Annotated in this window: 15 protein-coding genes and 1 pseudogene; 13 read left to right on the top strand and 3 right to left on the bottom strand. The window is 47.1% G+C overall.

Annotation, left to right across the window (positions count from 1 at the left end; translation table 11 throughout):
* Window positions 1-18 precede the first annotated feature (18 nt).
* The 12 genes and pseudogenes from K4H28_RS05080 to K4H28_RS05135 all read left to right on the top strand — a co-directional run bounded on the left by K4H28_RS05080 (window position 19) and on the right by K4H28_RS05135 (window position 11,503).
* Window positions 19-648 (top strand): hypothetical protein, encoded by a 630-nt coding sequence (locus K4H28_RS05080; RefSeq protein ID WP_221007303.1) that lies wholly within the window; start codon window positions 19-21, stop codon window positions 646-648.
* On the top strand, window positions 639-1,430 hold the full coding sequence (gene truA / locus K4H28_RS05085) for a tRNA pseudouridine(38-40) synthase TruA (protein ID WP_221007304.1): 792 nt from the start codon (window positions 639-641) through the stop codon (window positions 1,428-1,430). Before K4H28_RS05080 ends, truA begins: the two co-directional genes overlap by 10 nt.
* Complete coding sequence (locus K4H28_RS05090) at window positions 1,431-2,060, top strand: phosphoribosylanthranilate isomerase (protein WP_221007305.1); 630 nt, start codon at window positions 1,431-1,433, stop codon at window positions 2,058-2,060.
* Between the two features lie 31 nt (window positions 2,061-2,091).
* Window positions 2,092-3,297, top strand: coding sequence for a tryptophan synthase subunit beta (gene trpB / locus K4H28_RS05095; protein WP_221007306.1), 1,206 nt, complete (start codon window positions 2,092-2,094; stop codon window positions 3,295-3,297).
* A 62-nt stretch (window positions 3,298-3,359) separates the two neighbouring features.
* On the top strand, window positions 3,360-4,163 hold the full coding sequence (trpA, locus tag K4H28_RS05100; protein ID WP_221007307.1) for a tryptophan synthase subunit alpha: 804 nt from the start codon (window positions 3,360-3,362) through the stop codon (window positions 4,161-4,163).
* Between the two features lie 18 nt (window positions 4,164-4,181).
* Window positions 4,182-5,047 (top strand): annotated as a pseudogene (gene accD, locus K4H28_RS05105) (acetyl-CoA carboxylase, carboxyltransferase subunit beta).
* Entirely contained in the window at window positions 5,048-6,328 is a 1,281-nt protein-coding gene (folC, locus tag K4H28_RS05110; protein ID WP_221007308.1) for a bifunctional tetrahydrofolate synthase/dihydrofolate synthase, read from the top strand.
* A gap of 3 nt (window positions 6,329-6,331) precedes the next feature.
* Entirely contained in the window at window positions 6,332-7,114 is a 783-nt protein-coding gene (locus tag K4H28_RS05115) for an SPOR domain-containing protein (RefSeq protein ID WP_221007309.1), read from the top strand.
* Window positions 7,111-7,602, top strand: a complete 492-nt coding sequence (locus K4H28_RS05120) for a CvpA family protein (protein WP_221007310.1) — start codon at window positions 7,111-7,113, stop codon at window positions 7,600-7,602. The genes K4H28_RS05115 and K4H28_RS05120 overlap by 4 nt, the downstream gene beginning before the upstream one ends.
* Before the next feature lie 38 nt (window positions 7,603-7,640).
* Complete coding sequence (gene purF / locus K4H28_RS05125; protein WP_221007311.1) at window positions 7,641-9,185, top strand: amidophosphoribosyltransferase; 1,545 nt, start codon at window positions 7,641-7,643, stop codon at window positions 9,183-9,185.
* A 62-nt stretch (window positions 9,186-9,247) separates the two neighbouring features.
* Window positions 9,248-10,420 carry an O-succinylhomoserine sulfhydrylase gene (locus K4H28_RS05130; RefSeq protein WP_221007312.1) on the top strand — a complete coding sequence of 391 codons (1,173 nt, stop codon included), beginning with the start codon at window positions 9,248-9,250 and terminating at the stop codon, window positions 10,418-10,420.
* Window positions 10,421-10,636: 216 nt separating this feature from the next.
* Window positions 10,637-11,503: a hypothetical protein gene (locus tag K4H28_RS05135; RefSeq protein ID WP_221007313.1), complete on the top strand. Its 867-nt coding sequence runs from the start codon at window positions 10,637-10,639 to the stop codon at window positions 11,501-11,503.
* An 83-nt stretch (window positions 11,504-11,586) separates the two neighbouring features.
* Here the strand turns inward: K4H28_RS05135 and K4H28_RS05140 are convergent, their stop codons facing one another.
* The gene (locus tag K4H28_RS05140) at window positions 11,587-13,368 is read right to left on the bottom strand and encodes a glycoside hydrolase family 18 protein (protein ID WP_221007314.1); all 1,782 of its coding nucleotides are present in this window, start codon (window positions 13,366-13,368) and stop codon (window positions 11,587-11,589) included.
* Window positions 13,369-13,635: 267 nt separating this feature from the next.
* Between K4H28_RS05140 and K4H28_RS05145 the strand changes: the two genes are divergently transcribed.
* Window positions 13,636-13,884: a DUF2789 domain-containing protein gene (locus K4H28_RS05145; protein WP_221007315.1), complete on the top strand. Its 249-nt coding sequence runs from the start codon at window positions 13,636-13,638 to the stop codon at window positions 13,882-13,884.
* Here the strand turns inward: K4H28_RS05145 and K4H28_RS05150 are convergent.
* Together K4H28_RS05150 and K4H28_RS05155 are read right to left on the bottom strand one after the other, a co-directional pair.
* The gene (locus K4H28_RS05150; protein WP_221007316.1) at window positions 13,860-14,618 is read right to left on the bottom strand and encodes a competence/damage-inducible protein A; all 759 of its coding nucleotides are present in this window, start codon (window positions 14,616-14,618) and stop codon (window positions 13,860-13,862) included. The two genes, K4H28_RS05145 and K4H28_RS05150, sit on opposite strands and share 25 nt — an antisense overlap.
* Before the next feature lie 73 nt (window positions 14,619-14,691).
* Window positions 14,692-16,371, bottom strand: a complete 1,680-nt coding sequence (locus tag K4H28_RS05155) for a DUF2813 domain-containing protein (protein ID WP_221007317.1) — start codon at window positions 16,369-16,371, stop codon at window positions 14,692-14,694.
* Window positions 16,372-16,379: the final 8 nt, after the last annotated feature.

Genomic DNA, 16,379 nt, shown 5'->3' on the forward strand with positions numbered 1-16,379 from the left:
TTTTTGTTGAATTAATTTTTGAAACTCCATTCTGTAAATTATTTGGCGCTCTGGTTGTGGCTACTTACGTTGTTGCCATGGCTTGAGCGCCATTATCTTTTTGTAACTTGTGGTTTATTGCTTCTGGCAGCCTTGTTTTGGGCGCGAGGTAAATTGCAGAGGAGCTTGCCACGGTTAAAGTGGCTTGTTTTATCGATTCTGCTTATTTATGGCTGGACTGTGCCGGGTCAGTATTTGTGGTTCTCTCGTTTTTCACCCACTGACGCTGGTGTGCTTTTGGGTTTAGAGCAGGTGGCTAGGGTTGTGATTGTTACTTCAAGTTTGCAGTTGTTGCTTGTTAAGATGACTCGCGCTGAAATATATTCATCAATTTATATTTTTCTAAGCCCTTTGCAATATTTTAATCGCATGCAAACACGCTTTGCATTGAGATTTGCTTTAACATTGGAAAAAGCTGAAGAGCTGCTGGTGGCGAAGCTAAGTTTTTCTGACCTGTTGGGTATGATTTTAAAGCCTAGTGGTTATGAAGTTGCCGAGTATTGCTTTGAATATGCCCCATTGAGTCAGCCTCAGCGAGTTTTTTTCTCAATGCAGTGCATCTTGATATTACTGACTATATCCATGGGAGTGAGTGGATTTTGGAATTAAAGCGATACGCATTGGCGATTGAGTACGATGGGCGAGATTTTAGTGGTTGGCAGGTTCAGCCGCAAATGCAGACGGTGCAGGGCGAGATAGAGCGTGCTGTTGCTAAAATGGCTGGGCATCCAATTAGGGTGCATGCCGCAGGTCGAACTGATGCAGGTGTTCATGCTAGCCGGCAAGTGATTCATTTTGATACTCATGTGCAGCGCCCAATTACGGCGTGGGTTCGTGGGGTGAATAGTTTTTTGCCAACTGGCGTTGCTGTGTTGTGGGCGCAAGAGGTGCCAGATCATTTTCATGCCCGTTTTGTAGCAACTGCTCGCCATTACCGTTACTTATTATTGCGCCACCCTGTGCGTCCTAGCTTGCAAGCAGGCCGTGTCGGCTGGATTCACTACGATGTTGATGTTCAAAAAATGAGTAGTGCGGCGCATTTTTTGTTGGGCGAGCATGATTTTAGTAGTTTCAGGGCGGCAGAGTGTCAAGCCCTCTCACCGATCAAATCATTGCAGCGCATTGAGATTAGCGAGCAGGGTAATATGCTGTGTTTTGATTTTTCTGCGGGTGCGTTTTTGCACCACATGGTGAGAAATATGATGGGCGCTTTGCTGCATATTGGCAAAGGCAAGGATGAGCCCGAATGGATGGCGTGGCTTTTGGCGCAAAAAAATCGCAAATCTGCGCCGCCTACATTTATGCCTGACGGTTTGTATTTAACTGGGGTGACCTATCCCGAAGAATTTGCTTTGCCAACTGAACCAGAATATCGCTACGGATTAATATAAATGAGTCGACATGTTCATACACGGGTCAAAATTTGCGGCTTACGTGATGCGCAAACTGCACGAAGTGTGGCTGAGGCGGGTGCCGATGCGATCGGCTTGGTTTTTTATCCGCCAAGTCCTCGTAATGTGTCCGCCGAGCAAGCGGCTGAGATCGTGGCCGCACTGCCTGCCTTTGTGATGTCGGTCGGTTTGTTTGTCAACGAATCTCCTCTCGTTGTCAGTTCTGTGTTGGCAAAGGTGCCGTTAGACTTGCTGCAATTTCATGGTGATGAAGATTTAGCTTATTGCAGTCAATTTGGTCGACCTTTTATCAAAGCAGTTAGGGTAAAACCCGACTTAAATTTGTTAGAATATGCCCAGCTATTTGTTTCACCCTTGTGTCGCGGCCTTTTATTAGATGCTTGGGTTGATGGTGTACCTGGTGGAACTGGTCATTCATTTGATTGGAATGATTTGCCAACTGAGTGGCCGTTGCCTTTGATTTTGTCGGGTGGATTGCATCCTGACAATGTTGCTGAAGCAATTGTGCAAGTTCAGCCTTGGGCTGTGGATGTTTCAAGTGGTGTAGAAGTTATCAAGGGCGTTAAAGATTTACAGCGGGTCGATGCTTTTATTCGTGCCGCTATTTAATAATCTGCTTTAGTGTTTATGTGAGAGAGTCATGAGCGAAATTTATCAGCAGCCAGATTTACGTGGTCATTATGGTATCCATGGGGGCATTTATGTTGCAGAAACGTTGATGCCAGCATTGGAAGAGTTGCGGATTGAATTTGAAAAAGCGTTAAAAGATCCGGCATTTATGGATGAATATCGCTATGTCTTGAAGCACTATGTAGGGCGTCCAAGCCCGATTTACCATGCTGAGCGCTGGTCAGAGGCATTGGGCGGTGCGCAGATTTATTTGAAGCGCGAAGATTTGAACCATACTGGCGCGCATAAAGTAAACAATACGATTGGCCAAGCTCTGTTGGCACGACGTATGGGTAAAAAACGCGTGATTGCTGAAACAGGTGCTGGTCAGCACGGCGTGGCATCCGCTACCGTGGCGGCACGCTATGGCATGGAATGTGTGGTGTATATGGGCGCTGAAGACGTTGCCCGTCAAGCCCCCAACGTTTATCGGATGAAGCTCCTTGGTGCTAAAGTGGTTGCTGTCGAATCAGGCACCAAAACCCTAAAAGACGCGATGAACGAAGCGATGCGTGACTGGGTGACGAATGTTGATTCGACTTATTACATCATCGGCACTGCAGCAGGCCCGCACCCGTATCCGCAGTTGGTTCGTGATTTCCAAGTTGTAATTGGTGAAGAATGCAAAGTTCAAATGCAAGAAATGATTGGTCGTCAACCTGACGCTGTCTTGGCTTGTGTCGGCGGCGGTTCAAATGCGATCGGTATTTTTCATCCATATATCGAAGTGCCTAATGTTCGCTTGATCGGCGTTGAAGCCGGTGGTGATGGCGTTGAAACTGGTCGTCATGCTGCGCCATTGACTTCAAATGCCAAGCATGGTGTGCTGCATGGTCAGCGTTCTTATTTGATGCAAGACGATGATGGTCAAATTAGTAATACACATTCGATTTCTGCTGGCTTGGATTATCCTGGCGTCGGCCCGGAGCATAGCTTCCTGAAGGACATTGGTCGCGCTGAATATGTTGCGGTTAATGATGATGAAGCCTTGGCTGCATTTCATGATCTGTGCCATTTTGAAGGGATTATCCCCGCATTAGAAACCAGCCATGCCTTAGCGCATGCGGCAAAAATGGCAAAAACGATGCGCAAAGACGAAGTCTTGCTCGTGAATTTGTCGGGTCGTGGCGATAAAGATATTCCAACGATTGCCAGAATGAGTGGTATTCAACTTTAAATCTATTCTTGGCGGGTATGTCCCGCCAATTACTGTCAAATAATGTCGTGGTAAAGATACCTATGTCTCGTATTCAAAGTGTTATGCAGCAGCTTGCCGCACAAAATCGTCAGGCGCTGATTCCGTTTATTACTGCAGGTGATCCAAATCCAGGTATTACTGTTGAGTTGATGCACGCCTTGGTGCAGGGTGGTGCTGATGTGATTGAGCTTGGCGTGCCATTTTCAGACCCAATGGCAGATGGCCCAGTAATTCAACGCTCTTCAGAGCGTGCTTTGGCGCACAAAGTGACCATGCGTGGTGTATTTGCAATGGTCGCAGAGTTTCGCAGCAGTAACCCAACAACGCCAGTCGTTTTGATGGGTTATGCCAATCCAGTCGAGGCGATGGGTTATGAAGAATTTGCAAAATCCGCAATTGCTGCTGGGGTTGATGGTGTATTAACCGTTGATATGCCGCCTGAAGAAGCAGAAGAGTCGGCAAAAGTATTTAAGGCGCATGGGTTAGATCCTATCTTTTTGCTAGCACCAACGACACCCGAATCTCGGGTTAAAGCCGTCGCCGAGTTGGCGAGCGGTTATGTGTACTATGTTTCCCTGAAAGGCGTAACCGGCTCGGCCAATCTTGATGTCGCTGATGTGAAGGCTAAGTTGGATGTATTAAAGCAATTCTTGTCGATCCCTGTGGGGGTTGGCTTTGGTATTCGTGATGCAGCCACAGCAAAAGCTGTTGCTCAGATTTCTGATGCAGTCGTGATTGGTTCACGTCTGGTGCAAGAATCAGAGCAGGGCGAAGCAGGTTTGGCTGAGCGCTTGCGCGTGTTTATGGCCGAAGTACGTGCCGCAATGGATAGTGCCCGTATTTAAGGCTTAAGGAGTGAATGAATGAGTTGGTTGCAAAAACTATTACCGCCAAAAATCCAAAGTCGTACTACGGCGAGTAAATCAGCCGTACCAGAGGGGTTATGGAGTAAATGCAATGCTTGTAATGCAGTGTTGTATCGTACTGATTTAGCTAATAATTTAGAGGTTTGCCCGAAGTGCAGTTTTCATAATGCTGTGCCAGCGCGTGAGCGCTTGAATCAACTTTTGGATGCCGAAGGCCGTTTTGAAATTGGCGCTGAAGTTAAGCCAGTTGATATCTTGAAGTTTAAAGATGGCAAACGCTACCCTGATCGACTCTCTGCTGCGCAAGCGGCTACGGGAGAAGATGATGCTATGGTGGTGATGCAAGGCTCGATTCTGACTGTGCCTGTAGTGGTTGCTGCTTTTGAATTCAAGTTTATTGGCGGCTCGATGGGGTCGGTGGTTGGTGAGCGTTTTGTGCGTGGTGTTCAGACGGCGCTAGAGAATGACTTGCCATTTATTTGTGTATCAGCTTCTGGTGGTGCGCGGATGCAAGAAGGCTTAAGTTCTTTGATGCAAATGGCAAAGACTAGCGCTATTTTGACTAAGCTGGCTGATAAGAAATTACCCTTTATTTCTTTGTTAACTGATCCAACGATGGGGGGGTTTCTGCCTCTTTTGCGTTTTTGGGTGATGTGGTTATGGCAGAGCCTGGTGCTTTGATTGGTTTTGCTGGCCCACGTGTGATTGAGCAAACGGTACGTGAAACCTTGCCAGAGGGCTTTCAGCGCTCTGAGTTCTTGCTAGAAAAAGGGGCGATTGACATGATCGTAGATCGTCGTGAATTACGCCAGCGCTTGGCGGACGTCATTACGTTGCTGAACCGCCAACCTGCAGCTCAATAAATGTCAGCTTTCAATGCCGATAGCTTGGCTGAGTGGTTAAGCTATTTAGAGTCTTTACATCCAATTGCAATCGATATGGGTTTGGCGCGTGTCACGGCTGTGCGTGATGCGATGCAAATCAATCCGCAATTTCCAGTGCTTACTATTGCTGGTACGAATGGCAAGGGCTCGGTGTGCGCGATGCTGTCGCAAATATTGCGAACTGCTGGATATAAGGTCGGGACTTATACCTCACCCCATTTATTGCATTACAACGAACGTATTGCTATCAATGGCACCGCCGTTTCTGATGGCATGATTGTCGATAGCTTTCGAGCGATTGAGGCGGCTCGTGGCGAGATTACTTTGTCGTACTTCGAGTTCGGCACCTTGGCTGCAATGCATCAATTTGTTGAGCAGGGCGTTGACGTTGCAGTAATGGAAGTGGGACTCGGTGGTCGGCTTGATGCGGTCAATATCTTTGAGCCAACCGTATCTGCCGTGGTAAGTATTGGTATTGATCATCAGAGTTATCTAGGAGATACGCGTGAGAAAATTGCGGTGGAAAAAGCGGGCGTCTACCGCACAGGCAAGCCTGCGTTATGCGCAGATCCTCAGCCGCCGCAGACACTGCTGGATGTCGCAACAGAACTCGAAGCCGATCTCCGATTAATTGGTAAAGACTTTGGCTTTGAAATGCAGGTTGAGGGTTTGCAATGGTCGTGGTGGAATAAAGCCGGTGTTCGACGCCATGCTTTGCCGTTGCCTGCTTTGCGCGGCAAATACCAACTCAATAATGCCTGTTTGGCGTTGGCGGTGCTGGATGCTTGTCAGGATCTGCTTCCTGTGTCTTTGGGCGATATTAAGCGCGGTTTGCTGGAAGTGGAGTGGCCTGCTCGTTTTCAGGTATTGCCTGGTAGGCCAACAGTCGTCTTGGATGTGGCGCATAACCCCCATGCCGCTTTGGTTTTAAAGTCTAGCTTGGATGGTATGGGTTTTCACCCCAAGACGCATGCTGTGATGGGGATGATGCAAGATAAAGATATTGCAGGCGTGGTAAGTTTGCTGGCTGATCGCATCGACGTTTGGCATTTAGCGGCCCCGCAACTGCCAAGAGCTGCTTCTGTAGCCAATTTGGCGCAGATTGTTTTGCAATATTCACCTCAAGCAAGGGTTGAGCAGTACGAAACAGTCGCAAAAGCCTATCAATCAGCCTGCAATAATGCGGTTGAAGCTGATAGAATTGTGGTCTTTGGATCTTTCTTTACTGTGGCTGAAGTCATGGTGGCGCGTGGGCAATAAAGTATGGCAAATGTGAGTGATGAACTTCAGCAGTTAAGAAAACGCGCCCGCCGCCGTTTGATCGGTGCCATTGCTTTGGTCATCTTTGCGCTCACATTTTTGTGGACGGTTTTAGATGGTGAGCCACCCAAAAATCTAGTGGATAACCATGCAGTAGAAATTATCTCTAGCGCGCCAGCATTGTCTTCTACCGTTGATAATCAAATTCAAGCGTCTGCTGTTCATGAAACGGCGGCTTTGGAGCCAGCCCCTGTTGCTGAGCCGCCTGTGATCGAAGCGTCTAAAGTTGCGCCTGTTGCGCTACCTGGCAAGTTAGTGAGCCATCAAGCAGAAAAAAACGTTGAAACTGTAGAAGCGCCTGTGGTTGTTGCGACTGAAAAGCCTGTTGTGAGCCAAGCCGCCATTACGACCCCCAAACCAGTGCCAACGAAAAAGCCAGTTGAAAAACCAGTTACTAAGACTCCAGCGCCCAAAAAACCTGCAGTGAACCCAGAGGATATCCTAGAGGGGAAGCAATCAACGAATGCAGCTCCACCTGCGAGTGCTAAGAAAACCTATTATATTCAGGTTGGGGCTTATGCTGATGCAGAAAAAGCTGCCGAGCTGGTGAGTAAACTTAAAAATGCTGGGGTTAAAGCCAGTAGTGAAAAAATCAAAACCAGCAAGGGTGAATTAACTCGTGTTCGAGTTGGCCCAACTGATGATGAAGCGAAAGCCAAGGCGTGGATCAAAGCCATGCAGGAAATGGGTGTTTCAGGCTCCCTAGTTGCTAAGGCCGCGCAATGACCTCGTTTGATTATGCCGCACTTGGCATTGTCGGCTTATCAATTTTATTGTCTGTAATGCGTGGTTTGACACAAGAAATTTTGGCGTTGTGTGCATGGGTGCTGGCATTTTGGAGTGCAATTCAGTTTGCAGGGCAATTTGCATTGTGGATGCCGCTAAGTATTCCAACCGAATCTTTGAGGTATTTAGGGGCGTTCGCAACCATCTTTTTTATTGTATGGCTACTGTCTGCTATTTTTAGAATTACCTTAAATCAATTTATTAAAGCAACTGGATTTAAACCCATCGACAGAGTTCTAGGGGCTGGGTTTGGTGTTGCGCGTGGCTATTTACTGGTGCTGACTCTCGTTTTGTTAGCGGGATTTACCAGTTTGCCAAAAGAGCCAGAATGGCGGAATGCGATGTTTAGTCCTTTGTTTGAACAAAGTGCTTTTCTTGCTAAGTCTTGGCTCCCAGAAGCTTTTGCTAGCCGTATAAATTACGATTAAATTTTTTCAAATGTTGTAAACGCAAGGAATCTTGACCAATGTGTGGCATTGTAGGTGTGGTCGCTAAAACTCCGGTAAATCAGATGCTGTACGACGGCTTGCTCGTCTTGCAGCATCGTGGGCAAGATGCCGCCGGTATCGTCACTGCTGAACAGCAAGTGCTTCATATGCATAAAGGCCAAGGCCTTGTTCGTGATGTGTTTCGCACACGCAATATGCGTTCTTTAATGGGTAACGTGGGTATTGGCCATGTTCGTTATCCAACTGCCGGTTCTGCTTCAAGCCTGGCAGAAGCGCAGCCGTTTTATGTTAACAGCCCGTTCGGGATCGTGTTGGCGCATAACGGCAATCTGACTAACGACAAGCAGCTTAAAGAAGACATGTACCGCACCGATCTGCGGCACATTAATACGAATTCAGACTCCGAAGCGCTCTGTAATGTGTTCGCACATGAGCTGTCTCGCCGTGTTTCTGGTCCCCAACTGGATGCCGACACTGTATTTGACGCGATTACTGCGGTGCACGGTCGTGTTAAAGGCGCTTACGCGGTTGTCGCGATTATTGCTGGTTTTGGTATGGTCGCTTTCCGTGACCCGCATGGTATTCGACCCCTGTCTTTGGGTTGCCATGAAACAGCTGAAGGCATGGAATACATGGTTGCAAGTGAATCAGTTGCGCTCGATGTGCTTGGTTTTAAATTCATGCGTGATGTCGCACCTGGCGAAGCGATTTATGTAACGTTTGATGGTCAGTTCTCAAGTCGCCAATGCCATGCAAGTCCTGAATTGGTGCCCTGTATTTTTGAACATGTTTACTTTGCACGACCGGATAGCATTATTGATGGAATTTCAGTACATGAATCTCGCTTGAAAATGGGCGAGCAACTGGCGGATAAAGTCCGTGCTATGGTTCCTGCGCTCGATATTGATGTGGTTATTCCTATTCCAGATACAAGCCGCGACTCTGCTTTGCAATTAGCTGATGCGCTGGACTTACCATATCGCGAAGGGTTTATGAAAAACCGCTATATTGGCCGCACTTTCATTATGCCGGGACAAGCGAGCCGCAAGAAATCAGTACGCCAAAAGCTCAATCCCATCGCGGTTGAATTCCGTGGCAAAAACGTGTTGCTCGTAGATGATTCGATTGTTCGTGGTACAACATCAAAAGAAATCGTGCAGATGGTCCGTGATGTCGGCGCGAAAAAAGTTTACCTCGCGTCTGCTGCACCACCGGTTAAATTTCCGCATGTGTATGGAATTGATATGCCAACGCGCAACGAACTCATCGCAACGGGTCGTAACGCAGAACAGATCGCGGCAGAAATTGGTGCCGATGGTGTGATTTATCAAGAGCTAGATGCTTTGATCCAAGCCTGTACCGAAGCCAGCGGTGGCAAAATCACTGCTTTTGAGACATCTTGCTTTGATGGTAAATACATCACAGGTGATATTACTGACAAGTATTTGGATGAACTTGAAGCGAAGCGTATTTCTCCGTTGTCGACGAAGGCCGGCGATAGTGAAGGTGATAGTCGCATCCTCGATTTGAATATTGGCGTTGCAGAGCAGAATTTGATTTAATTGTAAAAACGCAGAAAAAACGGGAGCCGCGTGCTCCCGTTTTTATTGAATAAAGGATAAATATGTTGAATTTGGATGATTTACACCCTGAAACACTGGCGGTACGTGCTGGTACGATGCGTTCTGAGTTTGGCGAGCATTCTGATGCGCTGCATTTAACATCGAGTTTTGTGGTCGGCTCTGCTGAAGAAGCGCAGCTTAAATTTACTGGGCAAGTGCCAGGTTATATCTATTCTCGGTTTACCAATCCAACGGTTGCTGCCTTTGAGCAAAGATTGGCTGCTCTAGAGTGTGGTGAGCGTGCAGTCGCAACCGCATCGGGTATGAGTGCGATTTTGTCGCTGTGCATGGCGCATCTGAAATCGGGCGATCATATTGTTGCCTCTAGTGGATTGTTTGGTGCAACGATTCAGTTGTTTAATACCTACCTCAGTAAATTTGGTGTGACAGTGAGCTATGCCGCACAAACTGATTTGTCGGCTTGGGATGCTGCTGCACAAGAAAATACCAAGTTATTTTTTTTGGAAACCCCTAATAATCCGCTGACTGAAGTGGCCGATATTGCTGCAATTGCAGAAATTGCACATCGCCATGGCGCATTGTTAGCGGTTGATAACTGTTTTTGTTCGCCCGCTTTACAGCAGCCACTCAAGCTGGGTGCTGATATCGTTGTGCATTCGGCGACCAAGTTTATTGATGGCCAAGGGCGAGTGCTTGGCGGAGCCGTGGTCGGTAGTCATGCGGTGATTGAACCGATCTACCTGTTTTTGCGTACCGCTGGGCCGACCTTGTCGGCATTTAATGCATGGGTTTTGTTGAAGGGTTTGGAAACGCTGGGTTTGCGCATGAAAGCGCATTGCGAAAATGCAATGAAATTAGCCGAGTGGTTAGAGCAACAACCGCAAGTGACTCGCGTATATTATCCTGGCCTAAAATCGCATCCACAGTATGAGCTAGCGCAGCGCCAGCAAACTGGGGCAGGCGGCGTATTGTCATTTGAATTAGAGGGCGGGAAATCAGCAGCTTGGGCGCTGATTGATAAAGTGCAATTAATGAGCCGTACCGCCAATTTAGGTGACACTCGCACCACGATTACCCATCCTGCTACGACATCACACGGACGGTTAACGCCTGAGGCACGTGCACTTGCGGGCATTACTGATGGTATGGTGCGGATTTCGGTGGGACTAGAGTTTGTTGGTGATTTGATTAATGATTTAAAATCGGGACTTTGACTAGGTATTGCTATCTGGGTGTTGATTGGTATTGCCTTTTGATAGATACCCACTGTTTTTCTCGTCGGCTCTGGGAGGTTTTAACTGTTTTAAAATTCTGTTGGTCTGCTACGCAATGCGACAATTACAGTGATATATTCGCCCTGCTTATGCAGACAGGCTAGAATTTGTGCATCTTCATCTGTTGAGAGTTTCTAAATGAAAAAGCAATTGATAGTGTCCCTTGTCGGAGCGTGCTCGGCATTCACTTATGCGGATGATGTGCGTTGGAATTTTAGTGTCACACCTATTTATTCGCAGAAAACTGATCTTGATGCGGGTGGTCAGGTTAGTTCAGACATGATTTTAGCGTCGCTCGGCGCAACAACTGCGATAGATCGAAATCAGCGGATTGGTTTTAATCTAAACATGAATCGCCAAGAATGGAACTTTGATGGGGCCAAGGCTTGGGGTGGGAAAACGCCATTTGGCGACTTTAACCGCGTTGTTTTGACAGTTCCATACAGCTACGCCACATCTGCGGGTTGGATTTATTCATTTAGCCCAGGGGTTGAGTTTTCAGCGGAGGAAGGTGCAGATCGAAGTGAAAGTATCAATTATGGTTTTACCGCCTTCGCTGCTCATCAGTTTAGCCCAGCTTTAATGCTGGGCTTAGGAGTCGGTGCGTGGGATGGCCCGATTGAACATAAAGTGTTTCCTTTTCTCGTTGTGAATTGGAAAGTGACCGATAGACTTACTTTGAAAAATCCTAATGTAGCTGGCCCTGCTGGCCCTGCTGGTTTGGAGTTGGCTTGGAATGTGGCGCCAAAGTGGACGTTGTCTGCTGGTGGTACCTGGCGTGAAGTTGAAATTCGTTTGTCAGATACTAATCCGATTGCGTCACATGGCTCTGTAGAAAATAGAACTGTACCCTTATTTGTGAGTGCAGATTATGCTGTTTCTTCGAGTACGAGTTTGAAATTCTATGCTGGCGCTGCGATGAATGGTCAATTTATTATCAATGATAATAATGGCAATGAAGTTTCTAAAGAAAAGTATGCGACGATGCCATTTTTGGCTTTAACGCTATCTGGTCAGTTTTAATTAAAATAAAAGGCTGAATCATTCAGCCTTTTATTCTTTATTCTTGCTTGAAAAATCCCTGCCACTAAGTGGCAGGGATTTTTTTACTTCTTGATCATGTTTTGATAAATTGTATTGACCAATTCAGCATCAGGGGTGTCTTGAGAAAGTTCCCAAGCCATAATCCCACCGAGTTTTTTCTTCTTGGCAAATTCAATTTTTTCTTTCAGTAATTGTACGTCGTCGTACACCCAAACGTCTTTGCCATTTACTTTCCAGAATGCACGAGTTTTTTCATCACGATGCTCGGTGCCTGGTAGTTTTTTCAGGTAACTATACGGCGCTGAACCTGCTTCGAGTGGCCCTTTTGCTTTAGCAATCGCAGGTTGATACATGCCGTTGTTTTCGAGACTGTTGACAGTCCAGCCGTAACCATAAAATGGCACTCCGAGTACTAATTTGTTTGATGGAATGCCACGAACCAAATAGTCTTCGACCGTGCTATCGACAGAAATACGATCTTTCGCGCCGCCAAAGAGTACCGCATGATGACCCGTAGCGCCTGACCATGGACCGGTAAAGTCATAAGTCATTAGGTTAATCCAATTGAGATATGGAATAATTTTTTCTAGCTCAATTTTCTCTGATTTTGCCGGTGAAGCTGGGGCTGCAATCGTCAAGATTAGTCCTGGCTTCACAGCGTCGAGTTGTTTACGGAACTCTGCTAATAGCGCTGTGTAGTTTTGGGTATCTTCGGGACGGACAATATTGCCATCGTTGCCGGGCGAAGCTGGGTATTCCCAGTCGATGTCAAAACCATCAAATACGCCAGCGGCCATGCCTGGTACGATTTTACCTTCTTTGTTGGGTACATTGCCTTTGATGTAGGCATCTACACAAGATTTAACAAAGGCTTCACGATTGGCGGGCAGTGCGGCATCTGAGAAGTGTTTTGACCATGTCCAACCACCCAAACTAATGAATACTTTTAGGTTTGGATTCTTTTTCTTCAGTTGCTTAAGTTGGTTCCAGTGCCCAAACAAGCCGTTATCACCTTTGTCTTCGAGCCCGTCTAGAGTCGCTTCTTTTGGCAGCGCATCCCAGTAGTCGTCGCCTGCTGATCCTTCTCCTTGTTTGTCGACACCGATTACGCAGCGGTTGTCTTTGACGTTACCAAACGCGTATTCAAGTACAGTGATTTTGCTGGCTGCACCGCTAGTTTCGAGGTTTTTTACATTAAAGCCATTGTGTTTGCCCCAAGCCGTAAAGTACATCACCGACTGCGGGCTAGAAGGCCCTGCAACACCGCCGGTGATGGGAACAATCTTGGTTTCTTTTTTCTCGCTTGGTTTTGCAGCTTCAAGACTGACTAGCTTGATATTGTCGATGTACGCATCTTTACCAGAGCCTTTGGCAGAATCCCATTGTTCCCATTTCATGTGGAAGTCGAATTTGCCTTTGAAATCAAATTCGTAATGTTCCCATTTTTTAGTGTCTTTGAGTCGTTCCGGAAAGCCTGTTGCCGTACTGGCTAGCCATTGTTCTTTACGGCCTGGCTTGCCTTCATCTAGGCCCAGTGTTGCACCGCAGTTGCCGCCGCACATGCCAAGGTAGTCAAAGGAAATCTTATATTTTCCCTCTGGGAATTTAGCGCGGCTAAAAAGATCACCAATGTTAACGGGTTTATCAAAACGGGCGACTTTGTTGTCTGGGTTGAGTGGATCGACGACGATAGACGTATAAATTGCAGAGCTATCTTCACCCCCTAAACCAACCCATTGGCTTAAATCTTTTTCAAAGTTTTCTTCAAAAACGACTTTGCCAGTCGTGGTATCTGCTTGCGCAAATGCTGATGCAATCAGCAGCGGCAATAGTAATCTTTTCATTTTGATCCCCATCCCTTGGTTGAAGTTTTATCTCTAAGAGGTTAATGGAAATTGAGCTAATTCACGAGTATTTGTCTGTGAGTGTCATATATGTAGTACAGATTAAATGACTACGACTCAGTTTTTACTGGGTGGTTTTTATAAATTAGATGGGTGTGAAAGACTGACTTTGATGCCATCGGTAAGCGCTTATCCATTAGTGAGCTTGCTTTGTCTCATCGCAAGGGATAACACAAGGTAATCTTCATCTCACTTTGGTGCAAAAAAATGGATACCAACCCACATACGCTTTGCATTTTATTTGCTCAATTGGGCTTGCCCAGCGATACGGGTAGCATCAAAAAGTTTATTGCCGCCCATCCTCTTGGTGATGGTTTATCCATCCTTGAGGCCAGTTTCTGGACGCAGAGCCAAGCTGCGTTTTTATCCGAAGAGTTGCAGAGCGATTCTGAATGGGCTGAAATGATTGATGAATTGGCGGTACTGTTATCTCAAGACGTTACTGGCGCTTTGTGATACTGCTGATAATTCATCGCACTTAAATTGGTATTTAAAAACTCAATTGCCTGTTTCACAGCATCTACATCGCCTTGAACGCTGAGTTCGACGTGAGGCTCGGCGCAGTGGCTGTTGCCGAAGCTGGGTAGGCTAGAAAAAGCCAACGTGGGCCAAGTACTCACCAATTCTTGCATTAAGGGAATAAGGTCGCTCTCTTTCGCGTTCAGTACCGTAATGCTTTGACGGTAGGTGTTTGGAGCCTCTTCATAATATTGATCCAGTAACCAGTCCACCATTGGCCAAGCCATGCTCGGAAAACCAGGTAAAAGATAGTGATTTTCAATAGAGCAGCCCGCCACTTGATTGACAGGGTTGGGAATGATGATGGCGCCTTCTGGGAGATCGGCCATTTTGATTCGATGTGGGTAGGCATCGCTACCAAATTTATCTTCAATTAATTGAGCCGCTTCTGCTTGGCGGCAAAGTGGGCGATTGAGGGCGCTTGCTAATGCGGAACGGGTATAGTCATCAGGCGTGGCTCCAATACCACCACAACTGATGACGTGTAGGTCTTGTGCAAGAGTTCGTTGAAAGGTTTCGATGAGAGTTTGGCTGTTATCGGCCAAATATAAAACAGCATCCAGTGTGTGTCCGCGCTGCTGGAGTCTTTGTAAAATCGCAGCAAAATGCTGGTCTTGCCGGCGACCATTGAGGATTTCATCGCCGATAATGAGAAGTGTGAAACGGGCCATTGATATGCTCTATATAATAGGTATGTTGATGTAGGCTATATTAAATAATGAAAGCAAATAAATACATCAATATTTAGTTGAGTTCATTGCTGAGCGATTGGAGCGTTTCAAACATCGCTGTTAACTCTATCGGTATCGCTTCACGCCCTTTGATTTCTGCCGCTTCGGCAATCTCAAGCGCCAAACCGGGTTTGCTGTGGTGGCGCAGTGCGCGGTTGATGATTTCTTCATCTTCTAATTCGGCTTGCTTGTCGAGTGCGGCCTGATGATAAGGGTTGCTCACATTACGCGGAGCTGCAGCATTTCTGTACGTCTCGGCAAAGCCGTTTTGCCATAAATAATGTTCAATATCTCGTTCATTGAGCATTGTGATGTGTCGTTTTTCGTCTCGATTGTTGAGTAAGCGTTGTGCGCGCTGTTGGTACTTAAGTCCAGCATCATCGCCATCGCAGATGACGTGCCACTTAATACCTAAATGATCGGCAAATTTAATCAGTGGCGCGAGGCCTGCTTGAGCAAATTCAACGCAACGAATGCCTTCTAGCGGGAAATTGACGCCAGAGATGCGTGCCAATTCCGGAAATAACCAAAACTCAGTTTCACCTTCAACCAGCAACCAAACCCGCGCAAACATGCTGCTGGCGCGGTTGCTGCGGATATGAAAAGCCACTTTACGGGCATCGCTTAACGACAAAGCATTGGCCGCGAGTTGATAAACATGAACGTAATTGGGCTGGCGAACCAAACGTCGCAAGCCGCTCTGCATAAAACTGCCGAGCAGATCACCATTATTGGTGGTGATGATTTTTTGCAGCGTCAATTGTTCAATCAAGCCCCAAATCATCGCCAATTGGATGGGGTGCAAATGTGTTTCTGGGTCTTCCATCACCAAAATTGGTTCAGCATCGGCATGCATTGGGTTGTCGCCGCGTGCGGTAAGAAGTGCGCCGAGCAAAATTAGTAATGTCACTCGGCGCAAGCTGGAGCCAGATCGGTTGGCAATGTCGACCAAGCTGTCTTCGTTCCGAAAGTTAAGTGGTGCAGCAGCAATTTGCTCGGCTAAGCGTTGTGGTGCTTTCCCTTGCAAAAACTGCCCTTGCTCTTCAAGTAACGCTTGCATTGCTGCTAAGCCGCTGCTGAGTTCTTGCGGGTGCAATTGATGCGGCAGGGTTAAGATGCGCTCAAAAACCGCCCTTACGGCATCGCTGGCCGTGAGTTCTGGGTCTTCGGGGCGTAATTGTGTTGCGAGGCGAGGGTGCTCCAGCCAGTCGGTCAGTTGCATGTCACGAAAACGCAGTACTGGATGGCGCTCAATGAGTTGAATGGCGAGCGCGTCACTGTGTTCGTGGTCAAGCTCGGCACCGTCGCTGCCAACAAATAAGCGTCTAGCATGAATTTCACTATGTCCAAATCGCTCTGCCGCAAACCGCAGCGCCAGCATCGGCGTGCCGTTATTGTCGGGCCAGATTAAATCGGTGAAAGAATGAGCCTCTTTATCGCAGGCTTGAAAAATGAGTGTGATATTGAGTCTGCGGGCAATACTGGCTCGAGAATTATTGATGCGATGGAAGTCATCGTGGGCAAATAAGGTTTCAATCGGTGCTGGGCTACCTAGGCAGCGGCACAGTGCAGTAATGAGGCTGGTTTTCCCCCAGTTATTTTCACCAAACAAAGCGGTCGCATTTGGGTCGAGCGATAGATCAATTTGACTGATGCCGCGAAAATTGGTGATTTGCAATCGCACTAATTGCATGGTTTGCA

The organism is Deefgea tanakiae (assembly GCF_019665765.1).
GTDB classification, from domain to species: Bacteria; Pseudomonadota; Gammaproteobacteria; order Burkholderiales; family Chitinibacteraceae; genus Deefgea; species Deefgea tanakiae.